This window comes from Novosphingobium sp. SG919, from assembly GCF_012932495.1.
In the GTDB taxonomy this organism is placed as follows: domain Bacteria; phylum Pseudomonadota; class Alphaproteobacteria; order Sphingomonadales; family Sphingomonadaceae; genus Novosphingobium; species Novosphingobium rhizosphaerae.
The window spans coordinates 101,402-123,761 of record NZ_JABCNG010000004.1 but is presented as its reverse complement, the minus strand read 5'-3'; the positions used below and the strand labels follow the sequence as shown (position 1 = coordinate 123,761).

26 protein-coding genes are annotated in these 22,360 nt (G+C 66.1%); 16 read left to right on the top strand and 10 right to left on the bottom strand.

Annotation, left to right across the window (positions count from 1 at the left end; translation table 11 throughout):
* Positions 1–44: 44 nt before the first annotated feature.
* From gatC to rpsU, 3 genes are all read right to left on the bottom strand, one after another.
* Positions 45–347, bottom strand: coding sequence for an Asp-tRNA(Asn)/Glu-tRNA(Gln) amidotransferase subunit GatC (gene gatC / locus FHT19_RS16005; RefSeq protein WP_168556643.1), 303 nt, complete (start codon positions 345–347; stop codon positions 45–47).
* A gap of 126 nt (positions 348–473) precedes the next feature.
* The gene (locus tag FHT19_RS16000; protein WP_168556642.1) at positions 474–1,058 is read right to left on the bottom strand and encodes an FKBP-type peptidyl-prolyl cis-trans isomerase; all 585 of its coding nucleotides are present in this window, start codon (positions 1,056–1,058) and stop codon (positions 474–476) included.
* A 209-nt stretch (positions 1,059–1,267) separates the two neighbouring features.
* Positions 1,268–1,474 carry a 30S ribosomal protein S21 gene (gene rpsU / locus FHT19_RS15995; protein WP_011446475.1) on the bottom strand — a complete coding sequence of 69 codons (207 nt, stop codon included), beginning with the start codon at positions 1,472–1,474 and terminating at the stop codon, positions 1,268–1,270.
* Positions 1,475–1,660: 186 nt separating this feature from the next.
* Between rpsU and FHT19_RS15990 the strand changes: the two genes are divergently transcribed.
* From FHT19_RS15990 to FHT19_RS15955, 8 genes are all read left to right on the top strand, one after another.
* Positions 1,661–3,004, top strand: a complete 1,344-nt coding sequence (locus tag FHT19_RS15990; RefSeq protein ID WP_169475907.1) for an RluA family pseudouridine synthase — start codon at positions 1,661–1,663, stop codon at positions 3,002–3,004.
* On the top strand, positions 3,001–3,663 hold the full coding sequence (locus tag FHT19_RS15985) for an HAD-IA family hydrolase (RefSeq protein ID WP_169475906.1): 663 nt from the start codon (positions 3,001–3,003) through the stop codon (positions 3,661–3,663). Before FHT19_RS15990 ends, FHT19_RS15985 begins: the two co-directional genes overlap by 4 nt.
* A 3-nt stretch (positions 3,664–3,666) precedes the next feature.
* On the top strand, positions 3,667–3,882 hold the full coding sequence (locus FHT19_RS15980) for a hypothetical protein (RefSeq protein WP_168556639.1): 216 nt from the start codon (positions 3,667–3,669) through the stop codon (positions 3,880–3,882).
* A 15-nt stretch (positions 3,883–3,897) separates the two neighbouring features.
* Positions 3,898–4,587 carry an ATP12 family protein gene (locus FHT19_RS15975; RefSeq protein WP_169475905.1) on the top strand — a complete coding sequence of 230 codons (690 nt, stop codon included), beginning with the start codon at positions 3,898–3,900 and terminating at the stop codon, positions 4,585–4,587.
* Between the two features lie 208 nt (positions 4,588–4,795).
* Positions 4,796–5,227, top strand: a complete 432-nt coding sequence (locus FHT19_RS15970; protein WP_169475904.1) for a hypothetical protein — start codon at positions 4,796–4,798, stop codon at positions 5,225–5,227.
* A 72-nt stretch (positions 5,228–5,299) separates the two neighbouring features.
* The gene (def, locus tag FHT19_RS15965; protein ID WP_169475903.1) at positions 5,300–5,866 is read left to right on the top strand and encodes a peptide deformylase; all 567 of its coding nucleotides are present in this window, start codon (positions 5,300–5,302) and stop codon (positions 5,864–5,866) included.
* Positions 5,867–5,955: 89 nt separating this feature from the next.
* Positions 5,956–7,482, top strand: a complete 1,527-nt coding sequence (gene rmuC / locus FHT19_RS15960) for a DNA recombination protein RmuC (RefSeq protein WP_169475902.1) — start codon at positions 5,956–5,958, stop codon at positions 7,480–7,482.
* A 50-nt stretch (positions 7,483–7,532) separates the two neighbouring features.
* Positions 7,533–8,324, top strand: coding sequence for a hypothetical protein (locus FHT19_RS15955; protein WP_169475901.1), 792 nt, complete (start codon positions 7,533–7,535; stop codon positions 8,322–8,324).
* Positions 8,325–8,553: 229 nt separating this feature from the next.
* On the opposite strand, the gene FHT19_RS15950 is transcribed toward FHT19_RS15955, so the two are convergent.
* The 4 genes from FHT19_RS15950 to FHT19_RS15935 all read right to left on the bottom strand — a co-directional run bounded on the left by FHT19_RS15950 (position 8,554) and on the right by FHT19_RS15935 (position 11,386).
* Positions 8,554–8,826 carry a hypothetical protein gene (locus FHT19_RS15950; RefSeq protein ID WP_169475900.1) on the bottom strand — a complete coding sequence of 91 codons (273 nt, stop codon included), beginning with the start codon at positions 8,824–8,826 and terminating at the stop codon, positions 8,554–8,556.
* Positions 8,827–8,934: 108 nt separating this feature from the next.
* The gene (locus tag FHT19_RS15945; RefSeq protein WP_169475899.1) at positions 8,935–9,267 is read right to left on the bottom strand and encodes a 2Fe-2S iron-sulfur cluster-binding protein; all 333 of its coding nucleotides are present in this window, start codon (positions 9,265–9,267) and stop codon (positions 8,935–8,937) included.
* Between the two features lie 5 nt (positions 9,268–9,272).
* Positions 9,273–10,358 carry a cysteine desulfurase family protein gene (locus FHT19_RS15940; protein ID WP_169475898.1) on the bottom strand — a complete coding sequence of 362 codons (1,086 nt, stop codon included), beginning with the start codon at positions 10,356–10,358 and terminating at the stop codon, positions 9,273–9,275.
* On the bottom strand, positions 10,355–11,386 hold the full coding sequence (locus tag FHT19_RS15935) for an aminotransferase class V-fold PLP-dependent enzyme (RefSeq protein ID WP_169475897.1): 1,032 nt from the start codon (positions 11,384–11,386) through the stop codon (positions 10,355–10,357). Before FHT19_RS15935 ends, FHT19_RS15940 begins: the two co-directional genes overlap by 4 nt.
* Before the next feature lie 144 nt (positions 11,387–11,530).
* Between FHT19_RS15935 and FHT19_RS15930 the strand changes: the two genes are divergently transcribed.
* Positions 11,531–12,187 carry an alpha/beta hydrolase gene (locus FHT19_RS15930; RefSeq protein ID WP_022677177.1) on the top strand — a complete coding sequence of 219 codons (657 nt, stop codon included), beginning with the start codon at positions 11,531–11,533 and terminating at the stop codon, positions 12,185–12,187.
* Between the two features lie 68 nt (positions 12,188–12,255).
* Here FHT19_RS15930 and FHT19_RS15925 read toward each other — a convergent pair whose 3' ends face one another.
* Both FHT19_RS15925 and FHT19_RS15920 read right to left on the bottom strand, forming a co-directional pair.
* Entirely contained in the window at positions 12,256–13,806 is a 1,551-nt protein-coding gene (locus tag FHT19_RS15925) for a glycosyltransferase family 39 protein (protein ID WP_248290509.1), read from the bottom strand.
* A 182-nt stretch (positions 13,807–13,988) separates the two neighbouring features.
* On the bottom strand, positions 13,989–15,593 hold the full coding sequence (locus FHT19_RS15920) for a phosphoenolpyruvate carboxykinase (RefSeq protein ID WP_168556631.1): 1,605 nt from the start codon (positions 15,591–15,593) through the stop codon (positions 13,989–13,991).
* 351 nt (positions 15,594–15,944) lie between these two features.
* Here FHT19_RS15920 and FHT19_RS15915 point away from each other — a divergent pair, with 351 nt between their 5' ends.
* From FHT19_RS15915 to FHT19_RS15885, 7 genes are all read left to right on the top strand, one after another.
* Positions 15,945–16,730, top strand: a complete 786-nt coding sequence (locus FHT19_RS15915) for a response regulator transcription factor (protein ID WP_169475896.1) — start codon at positions 15,945–15,947, stop codon at positions 16,728–16,730.
* Positions 16,727–18,346: an ATP-binding protein gene (locus tag FHT19_RS15910; protein WP_168556629.1), complete on the top strand. Its 1,620-nt coding sequence runs from the start codon at positions 16,727–16,729 to the stop codon at positions 18,344–18,346. Before FHT19_RS15915 ends, FHT19_RS15910 begins: the two co-directional genes overlap by 4 nt.
* The gene (locus FHT19_RS15905) at positions 18,343–18,807 is read left to right on the top strand and encodes an HPr kinase/phosphatase C-terminal domain-containing protein (protein WP_169475895.1); all 465 of its coding nucleotides are present in this window, start codon (positions 18,343–18,345) and stop codon (positions 18,805–18,807) included. The genes FHT19_RS15910 and FHT19_RS15905 overlap by 4 nt, the downstream gene beginning before the upstream one ends.
* A gap of 83 nt (positions 18,808–18,890) precedes the next feature.
* A complete protein-coding gene (gene rapZ / locus FHT19_RS15900; protein WP_169475894.1) occupies positions 18,891–19,853 on the top strand; it encodes an RNase adapter RapZ in 963 nt (320 codons plus the stop codon).
* A 196-nt stretch (positions 19,854–20,049) separates the two neighbouring features.
* Complete coding sequence (locus tag FHT19_RS15895) at positions 20,050–20,454, top strand: PTS sugar transporter subunit IIA (RefSeq protein WP_022677184.1); 405 nt, start codon at positions 20,050–20,052, stop codon at positions 20,452–20,454.
* Between the two features lie 54 nt (positions 20,455–20,508).
* Positions 20,509–20,805: an HPr family phosphocarrier protein gene (locus FHT19_RS15890; RefSeq protein ID WP_168556627.1), complete on the top strand. Its 297-nt coding sequence runs from the start codon at positions 20,509–20,511 to the stop codon at positions 20,803–20,805.
* A 40-nt stretch (positions 20,806–20,845) separates the two neighbouring features.
* Positions 20,846–21,649: an RNA methyltransferase gene (locus tag FHT19_RS15885; RefSeq protein ID WP_169475893.1), complete on the top strand. Its 804-nt coding sequence runs from the start codon at positions 20,846–20,848 to the stop codon at positions 21,647–21,649.
* 114 nt (positions 21,650–21,763) lie between these two features.
* On the opposite strand, the gene recR is transcribed toward FHT19_RS15885, so the two are convergent.
* Positions 21,764–22,357, bottom strand: coding sequence for a recombination mediator RecR (recR, locus tag FHT19_RS15880; protein WP_169475892.1), 594 nt, complete (start codon positions 22,355–22,357; stop codon positions 21,764–21,766).
* Positions 22,358–22,360 lie beyond the last annotated feature (3 nt).

Below are 22,360 nucleotides of genomic sequence, written 5' to 3'. Positions count from 1 at the left end.
GTTCGTGCTGAGCTTGTCGAAGCACGCCTGGCGCAACGCCAAGGTTACTCGATCACCTTGGGCACGCCGAAGAAGCCATGCTCGGCCACCGGTGCATTGGCCAGCACCGCGTCGCGGATATTGCCCCCGGTCAGCGGGTCGGCATTCACCACGTCGTCGCGCAGGCGCAAGGTGTTGGGGATCACGGCAGTCATCGGGGTCACCCCGGTCACGTCCACTTGGCCCAATTGCTCTACCCAGGCGAGGATACCGTTCAATTCGGGAACCATGGCCTCAAGCTGGGCCTCGCTCACCTTGATGCGCGCAAGACTGGCGATCTTCGCCACGTCGGCGGTATTCACGGACATGCCGTCCCTTTCATGCAGGGTTTGCCTAAAACAAGAACACCGCGCGCTACCATCGCGCGCGGTGTCCTTCAAGCCGTGGGACCGCCGCGCCACCAGGACATGGGCCCTGGGCGCAGCGAATCCGGATCAGTTGGCCGGTGCCACCGGGGCAGCCGCGGCGCCATCGACGGCGCCGGGCGCGCCCGCTGCACCGCCATGGGCCTGCATCTGCTGCTGCAAGGCCTGCATCGCGGCCTGCTGGCGCTGAAGCTCGGCCATGGAGCGGAATTCGAGCAGTTCCACGTCGAACACGAGGTCGCTGTTGGCGGGCACGGCAATGCTGCCATCGCGGCCGGGCATGGCCTGGCTGCCATAGGCCAGCGCAGCGGGGATCTCGAGCCGGTACTTGCCGCCCACCTTCATCTGCGCAAGGCCTTGGGCAAAGCCGGGAATCACGCCTTGCAGCGGCATCGCGGCGTTTTCGCCACGGTCGAATTCCTTGCCCGTGCTGGCAATGCGGCCGACATAATTGATCAGCGCCACGTCAGAGGTGGTGGGCGATTTGCCCGTCCCTTCCTTGAGCGCGATCACGCGCACTTCGCTGAAATGCACCGGGCGCGCTGCCCAGGCCAGGCCGATGCCCACCAGCACAGCGACGATCACGCCCAGCCAAACCTTGGCGAGCGAGCCCTTGGCGACGGGCTGCAACGGAACGCGGGTGATTTCCGACATTGGTTTCCCTCTGGGGTGTCCCTCTGGATTTTCCCTGGTCAGGCGGCCTCCAGACCATGGAGGGCCACCCGGGCGGTGCCTGCCCATCGATTCGAACCAGCATGCTCGAACCAACGAAAAGGGCGCCGTGATTCACGGCGCCCTCTTGGCCCAGCACAGGGCCTATCGCAAGTGCTCAATGCAGCGGATCGACCCGCCGCAATCGAGGCTTACTTGGCGCCGTCGCGCTCCTGGCGCTTGCGCTCCAGCTTGCGGGCGCGGCGCACGGCAGCGGCCTTTTCGCGGGCGCGCTTTTCCGACGGCTTTTCAAAGTGACGGCGCAGCTTCATTTCGCGATAGACACCTTCGCGCTGAAGCTTCTTCTTCAGGGCGCGAAGAGCTTGGTCAACATTGTTGTCGCGAACGAGAATCTGCATAAACCGACATACCTCAACAGCTTCGGGCGAGAGCCCGCGGCCGCGCGGGGGTCACCAGATACCAGGAACACAAAACGTGCCGAATCCGATCAGGACCGGCTCGAACCGGGCGCCCAATAGTGATTCTGGCGGCGAAAGGCAAGCAATGTCGTGCATTTTGCGGGCAAAGGCCCTATGGGCGCGGCCATGACCTCTTTTAAAGCCCCACATGGCAAAGGCGCCGGTAATTCAGATGCCGTGCGCCAGTTCACGATTCGGCCCGATGACAATGATGTGCGGCTCGACCGCTGGTTCAAGCGCAACCTGCCAGAGGTGAGTTTCGCCATGGTGTCGCGCTGGGCGCGCACCGGGCAGATTCGCGTCGACGGCAAGCGCGCCGATGTCGATACCCGGCTGGCCGCCGGGCAGACCCTGCGCGTGCCGCCAGCCGGGGGGCCGCTGCCCCTGGCCGGTGGCGGCAAAGGCGCGCGGGCGCGCAAGCCCTTGACCGAGGAACAGATCCGCCTGGCCGAGGAAATCGTGCTGGAACAGGATCGCGCCGCGATCGTGATCAACAAGCCGCCGGGCCTTGCCACCCAGGGCGGCAGCGGCACGTTCGAGCATGTCGATGGCCTGCTCGATGCCTATGCGGCCGACAACGCGCCGCGCCCGCGCCTTGTCCACCGGCTGGACAAGGATACCTCCGGCGTCCTGCTCGTGGCGCGCACGCCGGGCAGCGCGGCGTTCTTTTCCAAGCGCTTTTCCGGCCGCACCGCGCGCAAGATCTATTGGGCGCTGGTGATGGGCGTGCCCGACATTCATGACGGCATGATCGAACTGCCCCTTGCCAAGCAGCCCGGCACCGGCGGCGAGAAGATGATGGTCGATGAAAGCGAGCACGGCCTGCCTTCGCGCACGCGCTATCGCGTGATCGATCGCGCCGGCAACCGCGCCGCCTGGGTGGAACTGCAGCCCTTCACCGGCCGCACCCACCAGCTGCGCGTGCACATGGCCGCGATCGGCCACCCCATCGTGGGCGATGGCAAGTATGGCGGCCAGGCTGCGTTCCTTTCGGGCAGCATCAGCCGCAAGCTGCACCTCCACGCCCGCCGCCTGCGGATCGAGCATCCCGAGGGCGACTTGCTCGACGTGACCGCGCCGCTGCCGGAACACTTTGCCAAGAGCCTGGAACAACTCGGCTTTACCGAAAGCGAAGGCGACCTGCCGCTCGAAGCGCCGGTGCTGGTCGATCCCAAGACGCAGGAAAAGCGCGTGGCCAAGGCCCATGCCAAGCAATATCGCAAGGAGCGCCGCGGCGAACGCCGCAAGCGCGCCGATGGCCCTGACGCCGGCGGCGGGCGCCGTCCCACCGGCCAGCGCGCCAAGGTGCCTGGCAAGCCCGGCGCAAAGCCTGCGGGCAAGCCGGGCGCAAAGGCCGTTGCCAAGCCTGGGGCCAGGCCCGCGAGCAAGCCTGCTGGCAAGGCGCCGGCCAAGGCCCCCGCCAAGGCCCCTTCACGTCGCCCCGCCCCGAAAGGCCCCGCCGCACGATGACCCTGCGCCTGGCCATCTTCGATTGCGATGGCACCCTGGTCGATAGCCAGGCCGATATCGGCGCGGCGATGGACGGGGCCTTTCACGCCATGGGCCTGGTACCACCGCCACGCAGCGAAACCCGCCGCATCGTCGGGCTGTCGCTGGTGGAGGCCATGCGCCGCCTCCATCCCGAGGGCGAGGCGGAGACGCACGACATGCTGGCCCAGGCCTACAAGGATGCGTTCCGCGCCCGGCGCGAGGCGGGCATGGTCGGCGAGCCGCTCTACGATGGCATCGCCGCTTTGGTCGAAGACCTGGTGCATCGCGGCTGGCTTTTGGGCGTGGCCACCGGCAAGAGCGACCGGGGCCTGGCACATTGCCTGGCCACGCACGGTCTTTCCCGCCACTTCGTCACGCTGCAGACCGCCGATCGCCATCCGTCCAAGCCGCACCCCAGCATGATCGAGGCCTGCCTCGATGCCACCGGGGCCGAAACGGCGCTGACCGTGATGATCGGCGATACTGCCTTCGACATGGCCATGGCGCGCAACGCCGGGGTCCGCGCGATCGGCGTGGACTGGGGCTATCACGAACGGGCAGAGCTGTTTGCCGCCGGGGCCCATGCCGTGGCCGGCACGGTGGCCGAACTGGCCGAACTGCTACAGGCGGTGGGCTGAAACATGGCCGATCCCGCCCTCGGCCGCTTCGCCTTGCTTCAGGCCGTGCGCCTTTCGGGCACGCTGATCGTGATGATCGGCGCCATGGCCGCTTCGGGCAACGTGCCGTGGCTGGCGGCCGTGCCGCCGTGGGGCGCCATGGCTCTCGCCCTTGTTGGCCTGACCCTGTTCTTTGGCGCGCCGCGCTGGCTGGTGCGGCGCTGGAAACGGCATTCTTGAAGAGATTTCTCCGGCATGAAGCGCTTCTATAAAGACGTCACCGTCTCATCCGAAGACGGCGGCTTTCGTGTGTGCCTGGATGGGCGCGGCATCCGAACGCAAGGTGGCAATCCCCAGATCGTGCCCAGCGCCGCCCTTGCCCAGGCCATGGCTGCCGAATGGGCCGATCAGGGCGAAACGCTCGACACCGCGCGCTTCGCCTTTCGCGACATGGCGGACTATGCGATCGACGTGGTGGCCCCTGCCCCCGATACCGCCCGCGCCGATCTCATGCCTTATGCCGAGACGGACACGCTGTGCTATCGCGCCGAGCCGGACGAGCCGCTCGCCGCGCGGCAGCGCCTGCTGTGGGAACCGCTGGTGACCATGGCCGAAGCACGGCATGGCGTTTCTTTCACCCGCGTTTCGGGCGTAATGCACAAGCCCCAACCCGAAGCGACGCTCTCGGCCCTGCGCGCCGCGCTCGATCCGCTCTCGCCCTTTGTCTTGGCCGCACTGCGCAACACCACCAGCCTTGCAGCCTCGCTGATCATCGGCCTGGCTGCACTCGATCCCGAAGCCGATCTCGTCGCGCTATGGGACGCAGCCTGCGTGGAGGAAGACTGGCAGGCAGAGCTGTGGGGCAAGGACGAACAGGCCCAGGCCCACCGCACGCGACGCGGCCAAGCCTTCGCCACCGCCGCAAAATTCGCGCACCTGTTGTAAAACAAAAAGCCCCCTCTTCTTCAGAGGAGGGGGTTTGGGGGTGGTGCAAGCCAAGCACAACACTTGCGCACAACCCCGACCAAACCCATCACCCTGACCGAGGCCCGGCCTTGCGCCCAGGCGCCGCACCACCTATCCTATGTTCAAAGTTTTCTTCTAATTTCTTGAACTTCCCGATCCGCGCCTCATGGAGGATTCCGTCCCGGCCATGGAAATTTCAGTCAAACCGGATGGCCGGATCGAATGCATCGGTACCGCCGTTTCGATTGAAGTGTCGGGCATCAGAGGCGCCGTTCGCCTTACCTTTTTCGGAATTCAAGATAAGCGCCTGTTCATCTATCTTGTTCGCGAAGATGCTCGCCCCATGACGGCGTTGGAACGGGAACAACATCCAGAGATCATATGCCCACACGTCGTGATCTGGAAGTTAATCGACGGCCCGCTTGGCGGAGGGTTGCTCCCAGGCGTTGACGATACGAACCAGTTCATCGCCGACTTTCTGAAAGCCTATCAGCTCGTCAACGGATACGGATGCTGCATCAACGGGCAATGGCACCCCGCCCTGGTCGAGATCATCCCGAGGCAATCGCCCCTTGCGTGGCAATATTCGGGTTCTGGGACGATCGAAGAGCAGCGTTGAAGCAACCCGTCCGATCACCGTGATCGAATCCCTCGCCTTGCGACTCCGCGCCGCAACGCCTATCTTGCCGGCATGGCTATCCGCGAAATCCTTGAAGTTCCCGATCCGCGCCTCAAGCAGGTCTCGGCTCCGGTGGAAAAGTTCGACGACGAACTGCGCACGCTCGTGTCCGACATGTTCGACACGATGTACGATGCCCCCGGCATCGGCCTTGCCGCCATCCAGGTGGGCGTGCCCCTGCGCGTGCTGGTGATCGATCTCCAGCCCGAGGACGAAGACGCCGAGCCGGAGCATTGCCACGACCACGGCTGTGGCCATGCCCACCTGCCCGTGCGCCGCGAACCGCGGGTGTTCATCAACCCCGAAATTCTCGATCCTTCCGAAGAACATGCGATCTATCGCGAAGGCTGCCTCTCGGTGCCGGAAATCTACGCCGAGGTGGAACGGCCCGCCAGCATCCGCGCCCGCTGGCAGGATCTGGATGGCCAGACGCACGAGGAAGCAATCGACGGCCTCCTGGCCACCTGCCTCCAGCACGAGATGGACCATCTCGAAGGCATCCTGTTCATCGACCACCTCTCGCGCCTCAAGCGCCAGATGGCGCTCAAGAAGCTGGACAAGCTGCGCAAGGTGGCCTGAGCGGCCGTTGCAATTGAGGATAAAGCGGCCCGGCACATTGCGTTGCCGGGCCGCTTCGTTTACGTTCCCGCTCTGTTCTTGACTGGAGAGTGAACGTGGCGGTGGCTTTCGTGATCGTGGCGCTGGTGATCGGCCTGGCCTTGGGCTGGTTCTTCGGCTCGCGCCCCCTGGCGGAGGCACAGGGCCGCGCCGCCGCGCGCGAGGGCGAAGCGCGCGAGGCGCAGGCACAAGTCAAGGCCATGGCAGTGGATCTGGCCACGATGGCCGAGCGCGCCCGCCAAGTGGAGCAGGTTGCGGCCGAGCGCGATGCCTTGCGGGCCGAGCGCGATGGCCTCTCGTCCCGCCTGGCTGCCGCCAGCGAGCGCGCCGCCGAGGCCGATGCCCTGCGCGATGCCCTGCACGAAGCCCGCCAGGCACGCGAGGACCTGCGTGCCGAACTGGCGCGGATGAAGGCGGATGCCGCCAACTTTGCCGAGCAGAAGCGCCTGCTGATCGAAGCACAGGAAGCCTTGCGCCGCGAGTTCGAGAATGCCGGCAATAAGGTGCTGGAACGCGCGCAGGAAGCCTTCATGGTCCGCGCCCAGGAACGCTTTGCCCAGAGCGAGGAAAAGGCCGCGCAATCGCTGCGCGCGCTGCTTGCCCCGGTGGACCAGCGCCTGAAAAGCTATGAAGAACAGGTCGGCAAGCTGGAGCGCGAGCGGGTGGATGCCTTCGGCAATCTCACCGGGCTGATCCAGGCCATGCGCGAAGGGCAGGAGCAAGTTCGGGCCGAGGCCGCGCGGCTGGGCAATTCGCTGCGCAACGCGCCCAAGGCGCGCGGCCGCTGGGGCGAACAGCAATTGCGCAACGTGCTGGAACAGTGCGGCCTGGCCGAACACACCGATTTCGTGACCGAGCATTCGATCGACACCGACGAGGGCCGCCTGCGCCCAGACGCCATCGTGCGCATTCCCGGCAACAAGCTGCTGGTGATCGATGCCAAGGTCTCGCTCAACGCCTATCAGGATGCGTTCGAAGCGGCGGACGACACCGCGCGCGGCGTGGCCCTGGCCGCGCATGTGCAATCCATGCGCAACCACATCCAGACGCTGGGCGCCAAATCCTATCAAAGCCAGTTCGAGGAAGCGCCCGACTATGTGCTGATGTTCGTGCCGGGCGAACACTTCATCGCCGCCGCGCTCGAACGCGATCCGCAGCTGTGGGACTTCGCGTTCGACCGCCGCGTCCTGCTCGCCTCGCCCACCAACCTCGTCGCCATCTGCCGCACCGTGGCCCAGGTCTGGCGCCAGGATGGCCTGGCGCGCGAGGCACGCGAGATCGGGCGCATGGGCGGCGAGCTTTACGATCGCCTGGCCGTGGCCGCCGATCACTTGAAGCGCGTGGGGTCCGGCCTGGAAAGCGCCGTGGTGAACTACAACAAGTTCGTCGGCAGCTTTGAACGCAATGTCCTGTCGGCCGGACGGCGCTTGCGCGAAAAGCACATCGAGATCGGCAAGCGCGAGGTTGAGGAAGTGGCCCTGGTGGAAACCGCCCCGCGCTATGTCGCGGCAGACACGGTGGCGGAACTGGCCGCGCCTGCTGGCGTTGCGGTAGACGGGGAACCGGCTGCGGGGTAAACGTACAAGCGATGGCGAACGAGCGGAAACCATGGGCGCGCAAGGCAGGCGTGGCGCTGCTCTCTCTCGGCCTGGCGCTTGCCGCGTGTCAACGGCAGCCAACGCCGCAAGAGAGCGATAGCCCCTCTGCCACCCCGAGCGCGCAACCCACACCCGAACCGGCGCCCAGCGTGCCGGAGCCAAGCCCCAGCCCGACGCTGGCGCTCCCGGTCAAGCCTACGCCCGAAACGCCGATGACGCCGGCCGATACGGCAGCAGCCCTGCCCGCGATGGCTCTCCCCCCGCGCGACGATTGCGCCGCACTGCCCGGCTGGAGCGCCTTTGCCGCGCGGCTCGCCGCTACGGTCAAAGCCCGCGACGCCGCTGCCTTGGCCACACTGTCCTCGCCCGATGTCACACTCGATTATGGCGGCGGCCATGGCCCGGCCGAATTGCAAAAGCGCCTGTCCGCGCCCAGCGGCCAGGCCGTCTGGACCGATCTGGCGCGCATCCTGCCCTTGGGCTGCGCCGTGCAAGGCGATCTGGTGGTCCTGCCGTGGTTCTTCTGGAACGTGCCCGATGAAGTCGATCCGGGCATGACCATGCTGGTGACAGGCCAGGGCGTGCCCTTGCGCGCCAAGCCCAGCGACACGGCTCAGGAAGTGGACAAGCTGGACTGGTCGCTGGTCACCCTTGGGCCGGGCTTCAATCCGGCAGCGCACTACACCGCCGTGATCACCGGCAAGCCGCAGCGCAAGGGCTATATCGAAACCGCCCGCCTGCGCAGCCTCCTCGCCCGCCGCGTGATCGCCGAGCGCAAGGGCGAAGACTGGCACATCAGCGCCTTGGTGGCAGGGGACTGAGGCCTCGCGCCGGGGGCTTCGACAAGCTCAGCCCGAACGGGGGGTATGTCGTGTTTTGGATGGGAATCTGCCCTTTCCACCTCCAACGTCGTCATTCCCGCGCAGGCGGGAATCCAGTAGCCGCCGTGCGAGAACGACTGGGGACCGGTTTTCGACGCTACCCCAAAACTGGATTCCCGCATTCGCGGGAATGACGAGGGAATGGGTTCAAAGTGGTGGTTAACTATCGTTACTCGCTTGGCCAAACTTCTGAGCCGATTGGCACCTCAGTTTTGTCTATTCCCAGCAGAAGACAGGTCCAGCGGCGTTCCTTCGGCGGGGGGGTTTGGAACACCTCGGCCATTTTCAGCACAGCGGCAATAGTCGAGCCGTCGGGTCGACGGAGGGAAACCGGACCTTCCAGCCTCGCCATGCCGTCAGCTACCGCCGGACCTGGAACGACGATCAGACCACCCCAGCCTGGGATATCGAACACGTCTTCCACGATGATAATAGGGCGCATGCGCGCAAACTTAATCGGTCGGCGAATGTCTGCAAATAGGCGCTTGCAGACTTCTCCCCACGCGCAACCAGCGCGCCGGATGCCGACACGTCCGGCCTGACGCAGCGTTCAACGCGGCTGCATGTCTCGCGCTTCGGCGGGCACGCGCACTTCCAGGCCGTCGAGCGCGGGATCGAGCACGATCTGGCAGGCGAGGCGGCTGGTGCGGGTGACGCCGGCGGCCAGGTCGAGCATGTCTTCCTCGTCCTCCGATGCGTCGGCCAGGCGCTCGTACCAGTCGGGCGCGACGATCACGTGGCAGGTAGAGCAAGCCATCTGGCCTTCGCAGGTGCCTTCCAGCGGCATGCCGGCATTCTGGCCCAGTTCCAGCAGGCGTTGTCCTGCCTCGCCCTGGGCGACCACGGTCTGGCCATCGGCGGTGAGGAAGGTGACGCGAACCATAAGCACTAGACTCCCTGCGCATGGGCGGCCGCATTCAGTACGGCCGCCGCCTCCTCCAGTTCCTCTGCCCTTGTATAACGTCCGAAACCGATGCGGATCGCGGTTTTGGTATCCCTGTCCGAAAGTCCCAGGGCGCGCAAGACATGGCTGGGCCTGCCAGAGCCGCTGGCACAGGCCGATCCTGCAGAAAATGCCACAGTGCGGCATTCCGACAACAGCCGGCCAACGTCCAAACCGAGCCGGCGCAGGTTCAGGTTGCCGTGCCAGCGCTGCGTCGCACTGCCGTTCAACGTCCAGCCCTCGAACAGGCCAAGGGCTTGTTTCCACAGGTCGTCGACATGTTCCCCATCGCTTTTCCACAGGCTGGTGCACAGGGCAGCAGCCACGCCGAAGCCGGCACAAAGCGCCGGGCTGAGCGTGCCCGAGCGCAGGCCGCTTTCCTGCCCGCCACCATGAACCAGGGGCGCCAGATCAAGGCCATCGCGCACCCACAGCGCGCCGATGCCCTTGGGGCCATGCAGCTTGTGGGCCGAAATCGCCACCAGATCGGCGCCTTCGGGCGCCGCGAGCTTGCCCGCCCCCTGCACGGCATCGCACAGGAACAGAGCGCCCATGGCACGCGCGCGCGCCGCCAGCTGCGCCACCGGCTGCACCGTGCCGATCTCGTTGTTGACCTGCATCACCGCGACAAGGCCCGTCCCCGGCGGGATCGGCACATCGGGATCGACCAGCCCGTCTGCCCCCACAGGCAGCACGGTGAGCGCAGGATCGTGAAACCGGGCGGTATCGAGCACGGCGGCATGTTCGATCGCCGAAACCGCCAGGCGTCGTTGCCCCAGGCCGGCAACGGCCAGGTTGAGCGCCTCGGTGGCGCCAGAGGTGAAGATCACGCGCCCACCGGGCGGAAGCAGCGCGGCGACGCGGGCGCGGGCCGCTTCCACCGCCGCTGCCGCCCCACGGCCCGGACGATGCGGGCTATGCGGATTGGCATAGCCGGCGCGCGGGTCTTCCGGCCCGGCGAGCCAGGGCAGCATGGCGGCACGCGCCTCGGGCGCCAGGGGCGTGGTCGCCTGGTAATCGAGATAGATCATGCCAGCCCCGCAATCGTGCGCCAGGCGGCCACGAAGCGGTCCACCCCCTCGGCCGTGGTTTCGCGCCCGAGCGAGACGCGAATCACTTCGTTCGGCTGCGCCACGCCCATGGCATCGAGCACGTGGCTGGTGCGCAGCGAACCGGAGGAGCAGGCGCTCCCCGCCGAAACCGCCATGCCCATGCCGTCAAACCGGATCAGCTGCGCCGTCGCCGATTTGCCCGGCATGCGATAGGCCCCGATCGCAGCCAGGCGCGGTGCATCGGCAGCAATGACGTCTGCGCCGCTTGCCACCAGCGCCGCTTCCAGCCGGGCGCGCAGGGCCTGCACGCCGTCGAGCCAGGCATTGCCTGCTTCCAGGGCCGCCGCCATGGCCAGGGCGCCCGGCAGGTTTTCCGTGCCGGGGCGATAGCCGCGCTCTTGCCCGCCGGTGGGATGCAGCAAGGCCCAATCGCGCACCAGCAGGGCACCAATGCCGATCGGCCCACCGAACTTGTGCGCGGAAATGGCAATCAGGTCAGCCTCGGGCAGCGCCAGCTTGCCCGCGCCCTGCGCCGCATCGGCCAGCAGAACGCCACCCGCGCCGCGCACGGCCTCGGCTACCTCGGCCAGCGGCTGGATCACCCCGGTTTCGTTGTTCACCTGCTGCACCGCCACCAGGCCGCGCAGCGCGCAGTCTGCCGGATCGACTTGCCCCAGCCCATCTGTCGCCAGGCGGGTGGCGCTGCCGGCAAGGCGCAGCACCGCCTCGTGCTCCACGGCCGAAACCGCCAGCAACGGGGCCTTGGCCCGGCCAATCGCCAGCGCCAGCGCTTCGCTCGCCCCGCTGGTCAGCACCACTTCGCCGCTCCAGCCCAGCGCCGCCTTGATCCGGGCCCGCGCATCCTCCAGCGCAGCGCGCGCAGCACGGCCCGCCCCGTGCGGGCTGGACGGATTGGCCCAGCGCTCCAGCCCCTCCAGCAGCGCCGCGCGGGCCTGGGGCAGCAGCGGCGTGGTGGCCGCATGATCGAAATAAAGCGAGACCGACAACGAGAAATCCCGGAAAAGTTGCGTTTGTAGGGTTCGTTTCTATATAGCGACCAGTTCCATGCCCAGCCCCGACCGCGCACTGCCCTGAAAACAGGGCCTTGCACAGTGGGTCTCGGGCCAGCCAACAGGTTCATCAGGTCAACGATGCCCGCAGTCATCTTCCCCGGTCCCGAAGGCCGCCTCGAAGGCCGCTTTCAACCCGCCACGCGCAGCCGCGCGCCCGTCGCCATGATCCTGCACCCCCACCCGCAGGCGGGGGGCACGATGAACGACCGCGTCACCCAGGCGCTGTACAAGACATTCGTGGCGCGCGGCTTTGCCACGCTGCGCTTCAACTTCCGCGGCGTGGGGCGCAGCCAGGGCAGCTTCGACAACGGCGTGGGCGAACTGTCCGATGCCGCCGCCGCGCTCGATTGGGTGCAGTCGATCCATCCCGAAGCCTCGGCCACGTGGATTGCCGGCTATTCGTTCGGCGCGCTGATCGGCATGCAATTGCTGATGCGCCGGCCCGAGATCCGCGGCTTCATCTCGGTCTCGCCGCCGGCCAACATGTATGACTTCAGCTTCCTGGCGCCGTGCCCGGCCTCGGGCATCATCGTGCAGGGCTCGGCCGATACGGTGGTGACGCCCAACGCCGTGCAGAAGCTGGTCGACAAGCTGCGCACGCAAAAGCACATCACCATCCACCACGATGAAATCCCGCGCGCCAACCACTTCTATGAAAACGAGTTGGACGAGATGATGAAGTCGGTCGACAACTACCTAGACTTCCGCCTTTCGCCGGACTGTCCGATCCGCTGATCGGCACCCGTCAGGGCTGATGTGCAAGAGGCCCCGGCAGCGCGATCTGCCGGGGCCTTTTCGTTGGCCTATTGCGGGTTGTCCGCACGCGGATCGTGGATCGGTGCCGGGCCGGGGTGCAGATCGCGCCTTGCCCATATGAAAAAGGTGCGGTCGAAGGTGGGCACGCGATCCACCAAGACATAGTCGCGGGCCAGCGCGGCGCGAACCAAAGCCTGCGTTCCGGGTGCAACATGGGGAACTACAGGGCGGCTTGCCGTGACAATGGCGCCGGGCCGCGCGGCAAGGACGCGTTGCTCTTCCACCACGGGATCCACGCCCAGTGCCATCGCCTCGACGGGATTGTTGAGATGATCGGGATAGATATAGCGTGTCGGCGCCTGCGCCTTGGTCAGCAAATAGAGCACAGCCGGTCCGTCGTAGACATACAAGGGATGTCCGACAACATAAGGCTGGATCCTCGCGACCATCCGGGCTGTGGCATGCTGATAATGGCCACGCAGAAAGTAATAGGCTGGCGTTCCAAGCGCTGGCCACAACAGCAGCAGGCAAGCCGCCGCAAACCCGTGCGGTCCGCGTCGAACCGCGCCGGCCGAAGCAAGTGCCAGCGGCAAGGCAACAGTGATGAAATAGAAATCGAAGAAATCGCCGAGCAGTGCGAACCCGGCAAAGGCGCTGGCGACCCAGCCGGCCAGCAGCCAGAAATCAGAGCGCGCCGTATCGGGCAGCCGTTGCCGGCTTTGCCATAGGCCCCACAGGCCGGTGGCAATCAGGCCCCCGGCCATGGCGATGATCGTCATCGCCTGATCATGGCGAACTTGCGCCGAGAACGGCAAACGACGAAAAATCGAAACGAAGTTTGCGTAGATGTAGTCGTCGAGATGGCCGTTGGCCGCGTAGCAGCCGATCGCGAGTGCAGTAGGCGCCAAAGCGGCCAACACCATGGCCGTTGCCAGCGCGACGACCCGCGTCGGTGCTACGCCCAAGCGCCAAAAGCGCCAAAGGAACCAGCAGCCCAGGAAAATCCCTTCGATCACGGGCGTGTATTTGAACTGGATTGCGATGCCCATCGCCAGCATCGCAGCAAGGGCCTGGCGCGCCACCGCCCCCGCACGCTCCTCGTCATTCGCGTTGAATGCGCACCACACCGCAAACGCGGTGAGCGCATTATAGATCACCGCGGCTTGGCCACCGGCGCCGTGAAGCACGTTGAGCGTCAGCACATAGGCAATCGCAACGACAACAGCCGCAGTTTCCGAGGCGTGGCGCCGCGCCATGGCGCGGATCAAGCAGGCCGTGATTGCAACGCAAGCTGCGGCGACCAACTGATATTGAACAATACCATCGCCACCCAGCAGGCGGATGGCAGCATAGAATGCAAACAGGCCAAGCGGCTTGCGGTCCCACATGTCGACGTAAGGCAATTGGTCATGCCACATGCCATCGCCCACCAGCAGATAGAGTTGCTCGTCGAAATCGAGAATCGGGTTACCGATGGTCGGGAGCCGGATCAGCAGCGTGACAAAAGCGATAAGCGCATAGGGCCACCAACGCGGCAGGCGTGATGCCGCCCATCGCCAAGGCGCCCATCGCCAAGGCGCCCCCCGTTCACTGGCCACACCCGCTTCCATTGCTGCCGTTGCCACGCATTGCCCCGTACGATTGCCCGGGCAGACCATGGCGCACACTCGGTAAGAGCATGGTTAACACGCCGACAAAGAGGGGCCGTCGAAACACAAAACCCCCGGTGTGCCAGGGCACACCGGGGGCAATGCAGGCGCCACGTGGGCAGCGCGAAGGATCAGGCCGAGACGGGCGCTGCCTTGCGGACGCTTTCGTCCACGTGCTCAACGAACTGTTCGAAGTTGTCGATGAACTTCTTGACCAGTTCCTGCGCGGTCTTGTCGTATTCGCCGGCATCGGCCCAGGCGCCGCGCGGATCGAGCAGGCGCGTGTCGACGCCCGGCACTTCCACCGGCACTTCGAAGCCGAAGTTGGGATCTTCCCGGAATTCAGCGCTGTTCAGGCTGCCATCGAGCGCGGCGTTGAGCAGGGCACGGGTGGCCTTGATCGGCATGCGCTTGATGCCTTCCTGCGTGGCCTTGCCGCCCGACCAGCCGGTGTTGACCAGCCAGCACTTCACCCCGCCCTTGGCAATCCGTTCCTTGAGCAGGTTGCCGTAGACCGACGGGTGGCGCGGCATGAACGGCGCGCCAAAGCAGGTGGAGAACGTGGCTTCCGGTTCGGTCACGCCGATTTCGGTGCCTGCCACGCGCGCGGTGTAGCCCGAAAGGAAGTGGTACATCGCCTGGTCGGGCGTGAGACGCGCGATCGGGGGCAACACGCCATAGGCGTCAGCGGTCAGGAAGATGAGGTTCTGCGGCACCGGGCCGAGGTTTTCTTCCGAAGCGTTGGGAATGAAATCGATGGGATAGGAGCCACGGCTGTTTTCAGCCAGGCTGGCATCGTCGAGGTCGATCTCACGCGTGACCGGATCAATCACCACGTTTTCCAGCACCGTGCCGAAACGCTTGGTGGTGGCAAAGATTTCCGGCTCGGCTTCGGCCGAAAGGCGGATCATCTTGGCATAGCAACCGCCTTCGAAGTTGAAGACCGCCGTATCGGACCAGCCGTGTTCGTCATCCCCGATCAGGGTGCGGCTGGCATCGGCCGAAAGCGTGGTCTTGCCGGTGCCCGACAGACCGAAGAACACCGCCGTGTCGCCATTGGGGCCGATGTTGGCCGAGCAATGCATCGGCATCACGCCCTTGGCCGGCAGCAGATAGTTGAGAATGCCAAAGACCGACTTCTTCATTTCGCCGGCATAAGCGGTGCCGCCGATGAGGATCAGCTTTTCGGTGAAGTTCACCGCGATCACGGTTTCGGTGCGGCAGCCATGGCGGGCCGGATCGGCGCGGAAGCTGGGCAGATCGATGATGGTGTATTCGGGCACGAAGCCGGCGAGTTCATCGTTGGTCGGGCGCACCAGCAGCGTGCGGATGAACAGGTTGTGCCAGGCAAATTCGTTGATCACGCGCACGTTGACGCGGTTTTCCGCCTGCGAGCCACCGAACAGGTCCGCCACATAGAGCTTGTCCTTGGTGCCCAGCGCGGCAATGAAATCTTCCTTGAGCGCGGCGAAATGGGCCGGGGTCATCCCCACGTTGGTCTTGCCCCACCATACGGTGTTTTCGGTTTCGGCATCACGGACGATGAACTTGTCCTTGGCCGAGCGGCCGGTGTGCTTGCCGGTGGCGACCACGAAGGGGCCATCCTTGGCCAGGACGCCTTCGCCGTTCTTCACCGCATGTTCCACCAAGGGGGCGGTGCCGAGGTTGGCAAACAGCTCGGCAGGTTCAGGAAAACCCTGCGCGGACAAGGAAATGTTCAGGCTGTTGGCGGACATCACAAGCCTCCCATAGGTGGGCCATGCCGCGCCGTCAGGCCCCGTGGGGCGATCGGATGGCGCGCGGGCCGTTGATTGCAAAAGCGCGGTATCAAGCGTTGTCGCGCGTCCGTCTTGCGGCTTTGCATACGAATGCCGAATACGAATGCGCGACTCTATGTTCGGATAGTTGACCGCTTCCCCTACGTCAAACCGGAAGCGCCCAAGATTTTTGCGCAGCAAGTTGCACAATTTTCAACTGCGGGAGGCGGCGGGAGGGCAAGGCCCCATGCGCGGAACCGCGCTTTCTTGCCAGTTGGCGCGCCCGGGCCTAGTCTGCGCAGCCACGCCAGCAGGATCGCCGCCACGCCCATGCAAAACGCTTCTGCCCCGCATTCCGCTGCCCAGCCGGCCGGGCAGCCTGTTGCGCAGGACCAGCCGCGGCGCACGATCGCGCTGGTCGATGACGACCGCAACATCCTTACCACGGTATCGATCGCGCTGCAGACCGAAGGCTTTGCCACGCGCCTCTACACCGACGGCGACAACGCGCTCAAAGCGCTGCTCGACAATCCGCCCGACCTGGCGGTGTGCGACATCAAGATGCCGCGCATGGATGGGCTGGAATTGCTGCGCCGCCTGCGCGAACAAAGCGACCTGCCGGTGATCTTCCTCACCAGCAAGGACGACGAGGCGGACGAAGCCCTGGGCCTGGCCATGGGGGCCGACGATTACATCGCCAAGCCCTTCAGCCAGCGCCTGCTGCTGGCCCGCATCCGCGCCATCCTGCGACGCAGCGAGATCGTGCGCCGCGATATCGTGGCCGCCGATGCCGAAGCGCCCGAAGCCCTGCCCGATCCGATCCGCCGCGGGCGGCTGGTGATGGACCCTGCCCGCCATGTGGTGACCTGGAACGACAAGCTGGTCTCGCTGACCGTCACCGAATTCCTGATCCTGGAAGCGCTGGCGGTGCGCCCCGGCGTGGTGCGGACGCGCGACCAGTTGATGAACGCGGCCTATCACGATGACGTGTTCGTCGATGATCGGACCATCGACAGCCATATCAAGCGCCTGCGCCGCAAGTTCCGTACCGTCGATTCGCAGTTTTCCGCGATCGAGACGCTCTACGGCGCTGGCTACAGCTATAGCGAAGAATGATAGCTCCGCCGGGCCAGCCTGCCGATCGCCCGACGCGTGCGCTTGTGCCACGCGCGTTGCGGCCGCGCGGCGTTTCGCTCACCACGCGCATTCTCGCCGTCAACGTCATTGCCCTGGCGCTCCTTGCAGGCAGCTTCTTCTATCTCGACAGCTATCGTACGCAGTTGCTGGGGGAGCGCTTCAAGCTGGCGCGGGCCGAAGCGGAAATCGCCGCCGATGCGCTCGACGGCGGCAATGCAGCGCAGCAAAAGGCGCTGCTGGTGCGGATCGGGCGCGAACAGCGGTTGCGGCTGCGCCTGTTTGACCGGCATGGCCGCCTGGAGGCAGACAGCTTTGCCCTGGCGCCGCCCAGCTTTGCGCTCGTCGATCCAGCCGGAGAGGCATGGTACCAGCACGCCGCGCGCCTGCTCGACCGCGGCGTGGATTTCATCGTCGGCGCACCGCCGGTAGAGCGCTATGCCGAACCGGCCACGTCCGACGCGGCCAACTGGCCCGAAGTGGTGCGTGCCCAGGCGGCCGGCTCCACCCAGGTCTACTTGCGCTATGCCCCCGATCGTACCCCGGTGTTGACCGCCGCCACGCCAGTGGGGCCACCGGGCGGCCAGATGCTGCTGGCGATGCGCAACGCGGTGGATATCACCCAGGCGGTGCGCGATGCGCGCCAGACGCTGGTGATCATCATCGGCCTGGCCCTGATGCTCTCGGTTCAGCTCTCGCTGTTCCTGGCGCGCACCATCGTGCAGCCGCTGCGCGCGCTGGTGCGGGCAGCGGTGCGCGTGCGGCTGGGGCGCGATCGCGAAGTTGTGGTGCCGCGCCTGCCCGAACGCGGCGACGAGATCGGCATGCTCGCCCGCGCCTTTTCCGACATGACCATGGCGCTGCGCCATCGCATCGACGCAGTGGAAAGCTTTGCCGCCGACGTCGCCCACGAATTGAAGAACCCGCTCGCCAGCCTGGCCAGCGCCATCGAATCACTCGACCGGGTGGAGGATCCCGCCCTGCGCCGGCAGTTGACCGCCATCGCCACCCACGACGTGCAGCGCATCGACCGGCTGATTACCGAGATTGCCGATGCCAGCCGGATCGACGCGGAATTGAGCCGCGCTACGTTCGTGCGGCTCGATCTGGGCGGTCTGGCCGCGCAAGTGGTGGGCGCGCGCGGCGCGCGCGACACGCGCGGAGGCGCGGTCATCCGGCTGGACCAGCCGCTCGATTCGCCACTGGCGCCGATGGTGGTGGGCGATGCCATGCGGCTGGAACGGGTGCTGGAAAACCTACTGGACAATGCCGTGTCGTTTTCTCCGCCCGGCGGCAGAGTGGACGTGACGGTGTGGACCGAATGGGGCAGCGAGGGTGAGGATTCGCGCGTGCTGCTGAGCGTGACGGACCAAGGCCCGGGGATTCCCGCCAGCGAGCGCGACAAGGTGTTCGAGCGCTTCCATTCGGTGCGCCCGGCCGAAGAGGCTTTTGGCGCGCATAGTGGCCTGGGCCTGGCCATCGCCCGCACCATTGCCGAAGCGCACGATGGCCGCCTGACCATCATCGACCGCCCCGATGGCGCGCCCGGTGCCTGCCTGGTGCTGGCGCTTCCCCATGCCGGGCACGCCCTGGCATGAGCGGCGAAGGCATTGTTCACCAGGCCACCGCGGTGGCGATCGGCGGGCGCGCGGTGATGATCGAAGGCCCGCCGGGCAGCGGCAAATCCAGCCTGGCGCTTGCCCTGATCGACCGCGGCGCCGTGCTGGTGGGCGATGACGGACTGGTCTTGCTGCCCGGCGGGCCAGGCCAAGGGCTGATCGCGCAGCCCCATCCCAACACCGCCGGCTTGCTGGAAGTGCGCAACCTGGGCTTGCTGCCGTTTCACCACGTGAAACAGGCGCCGGTGGCGCTGGTGCTGCAGCTCGACACGCAGGCGCCGCGTTTCGTGGAGGCGGCGGAGACCGTGGTGCGCGCCGGCATTGCCCTGCCCATGCTGCGGCTTTGGCCCGAGACACCGATGATGGCACTGCGCGCCGCGCTGGCACTGGAACGCTATGGCCTGACGCCGGAAAACGGCGCCGGTGCGTCTGGTTGCTGAAACCTTTGGGCCGGACCGTCGCGTAACCGCACTTTTCTTTGCCGCCCATTGCGCGCAAAAGGTCCGCCATGGTCGCCCAGGAAATGTCTTCCCCGCCCCTTGTGGATTCGCCGCAGCACATTCCGCCCCAGCGCGTCCTGCTCGTCACCGGCCTGCTGGGCGCGGGCAAAACCACCGCGCTGCGCACGCTGGAAGACCTGGGCTGGGAAGCGATCGACAATTTTCCGATCCGCCTGCTCGATCGCCTCTTGGAAACCGAGCCGGGCCAGGCGCGCGCCGAGAGCGGCGTCGATAACGGCACGCAACTGGCGATCGGGTTCGACACGCGCACGCGCGGGTTCGATCCGCAGGCGATCATCGAACGGGTCAAGGCCTTGAGCGCACGGCCCACTCTTTCCGTGACGACGCTGTTCCTCGATTGCGGCGGGGCAGAACTGGAGCGGCGCTACAACGAAACACGCCGTCGCCACCCGATGAGCGAGGACAAGCCTGCCGCCAGCGGCATTGCGGCCGAGCGCGACCTGCTCGCCCCGCTGCGCCGCTGGGCCGACGTGGTCATATCCACCACCGATTTCACCACCAACGATCTGCAGCAGGCTATCCGCCAGCAGTTCGGTGCGATCTCACCGAGTCGCACCACGCTCACGATCAGCAGCTTCGGCTTCTCGCGCGGCACGCCCCCGCTTGCCGACCTGGTGTTCGACATGCGCTTCCTCAACAATCCGCATTGGGACGAAACACTGCGCCCGATGACCGGCAAGGATGCCCCAGTGGGCGACTACATCCGCCAGGATCCCGCCTTTGCCGAGGCTTTCGAGCGGATTCTGGGCCTCCTCCTCCTTCTCCTGCCGCGCTTTGCCGCGCAGGGAAAAGCCTATGTCAACATCGCCTTCGGTTGCACCGGCGGGCGCCACCGCTCGGTGTTCATGGCCGAAGAAATCGCACAAGGCTTGCGCAATGCGGGTTTTTCACCCACATTGTTGCACCGCAACCTTGCCGCGCGGGGGGCCAACCTGTTGGAAGGCGCACAAGCGGTGCAGGTGTGACAGTGATGCCAGTGACTAAGACACCAAAGACAACGACAATGCAGGCGAGCAACGCCCTGCGCCTGAGGGATGGGACCGGTCTGAAAGTCATGCCTAGTGAATGCCAGCATTCTGGCAGCCCGCAGGTGCTCGCCAAGGCTCTGTTAAGCCTGGCCGTGGCATCGTGTAAGGCTGCATTTCGGAGCCCGTTCCCTTCATGATCGGTCTGATTCTCGTCACCCATGGTGCCCTTGCCGACGAATTCATCCACGCGATGGAACATGTCGTGGGCCGACAACAGGACGTCATCGGCGTCTGTATCGGCCCCAACGACGACATGGAGCGACGCCGCAAGGAGATCGCCGATGCCATCCGCCGCGTCGATAGCGGCGAAGGCGTCATCATCCTGACCGACCTGTTCGGGGGCACCCCTTCGAACCTGGCCATCTCGCTGATGCAGGCGGGGCGGGTCGAAGTGATCGCGGGCATCAACCTGCCCATGCTGATCCGGCTTGCCAAGGCGCGCGGATGCATGAATGTTCGCGATGCCACCGCCGCCGCGCGCGACGCTGGCCGCAACTATATAACGATCGCGTCGGAATTCCTGGGCCAGGACGCCTGATTTTTCCAGCCGCGACACACGCCATCAGGGACGGGCAGGGAAGAGGAAACGCCGATGTCGAGCCAAAGCTACGTTGCCCGAGAGACGATCACCATCGTCAACCAGCGCGGCCTGCATGCCCGCGCGAGTGCCAAGTTCGTCAACGCCGTGGCCAAGCTGCCGTCGGGCGTGGACGTGAAGGTGTTCAAGGACGGCACCGAGGCGGCCGGTGGCTCGATCCTGGGCCTGATGATGCTCGGCGCGGCCAAGGGCGACTCGATCGACGTGGAGGTCTCCGGCCCCGAGGAAGAGGCCGAGCAGGTGCTGCTCAAGTTGGCCGGCCTGGTCAAGGATGGGTTCGGGGAAGACTGAACCCTTGCCCATCGCTGCGTGGTGACGCATGGGCAATGCCATGTCCCGCCGCGTCATCACCGGGTTTTCCAACCCCACCGTCAAGTTCGTGCGCAGCTTGCGCGACAAGAAGCACCGCAAGCGCGAGCAGCGCTTTCTGGCCGAAGGCCTGCGCCTGCTGACCGACGCCCGCGCGGGCGGGCGCCTTCCGGAAATCCTGCTGATGGCGCAAGGGCGCGAGGCGCACCCCCTGCTGGCCGATCTGGAACAGGCCGTGGCAGCAGCCGGCGGCGACGTGATCGAACTGCCGGTCGATATCCTCGCCAAGGTCACCGGCAAGGACAATCCCCAGGCCGTGGCTGGCGTCTTTGCCGAATGGAACACCGGGCTTGACCAGATCGATCGCAGCGCCGCGCCGCTGTGGCTCGTGGCACAGGCCATGCGCGATCCGGGTAACCTCGGCACCATGCTGCGCACCGCCGACGCAGTTGGCGCAGGCGGGCTGATCCTGCTCGACGATTGCGTCGATCCCTTTTCGGTCGAAGCCGTGCGCGCCAGCATGGGCGCGATTTTCACGCAATCCCTGGCCCAGGCCCGCTGGGACGAATTCCTGCCCTGGCTGCGCGCCGGGTCAGGCCAACTCGTTGCCGCCTCGTTGCGCGATGCCGTGCCCTATCGCGGGGCGCCTTATGCCGGCCCCTGCTTCATCATGGTGGGCAACGAATCGCGGGGATTGCCCGAAGACTATGAACTGGCCTGCGACTTGCGCGTGACCATGCCAATGAAAGGCCGCGCCGACAGCCTCAACGCCGCCGTGGCAGGGGCCGTGCTGGCCTATGAGGTCTTGGCCGGGCTGGAGGGATAAGTCTGGCGCAGGGGCTTCGACAAGCTCAGCCCGAACGGCATTCACGGAAATATCCCCCGCCCCCGTGCGCCCTGAGCCTGTCGAAGGGCGCTGGCGCAACGCCCTACAGCCGACCTAAACCGGCCGCCGCGCCCGCAAGGCCTGGGCCAGCGTGCCTTCGTCCATATAATCCAGTTCCCCGCCGACCGGCAGGCCATGGGCCAGCTGCGTCACCCGCACCGGCAGGTCTTCCAGTCGCTCGGCGATGTAATGGGCCGTGGTCTGCCCTTCCAGCGTGGCGTTCATGGCCAGCACCACCTCGTCGATCCCCCCGGCCTGAACGCGTTCGAGCAATCGGCCGATCGTCAGGTCTTCCGGCCGCACCCCTTCCAGCGCGGAAAGCCGCCCGCCGAGCACATGATAGCGCCCGGTGAACAGCCGCGCGCGGTCCAGCGCCCAGAGGTCTGCGACATCCTCCACCACGCAGAGCGCACGGGCATCGCGGCGCGGATCGGCGCAGATGCCGCAAGGATTGCTGGTATCGACATTGCCGCAGACACTGCATTCCACCAGCCCTGCCCGCACGTGTTCGAGCGCGACCAGCAGCTGTGGCAGCGCGCTTTCCCGCCGCTTGATCAGCCACAGCACGGCCCGCCGCGCAGAGCGGGGGCCAAGGCCGGGTAGACGGGCCAGTGCGCTCGCCAGCGCCTCGATCTCTTGCGATGCCATGGC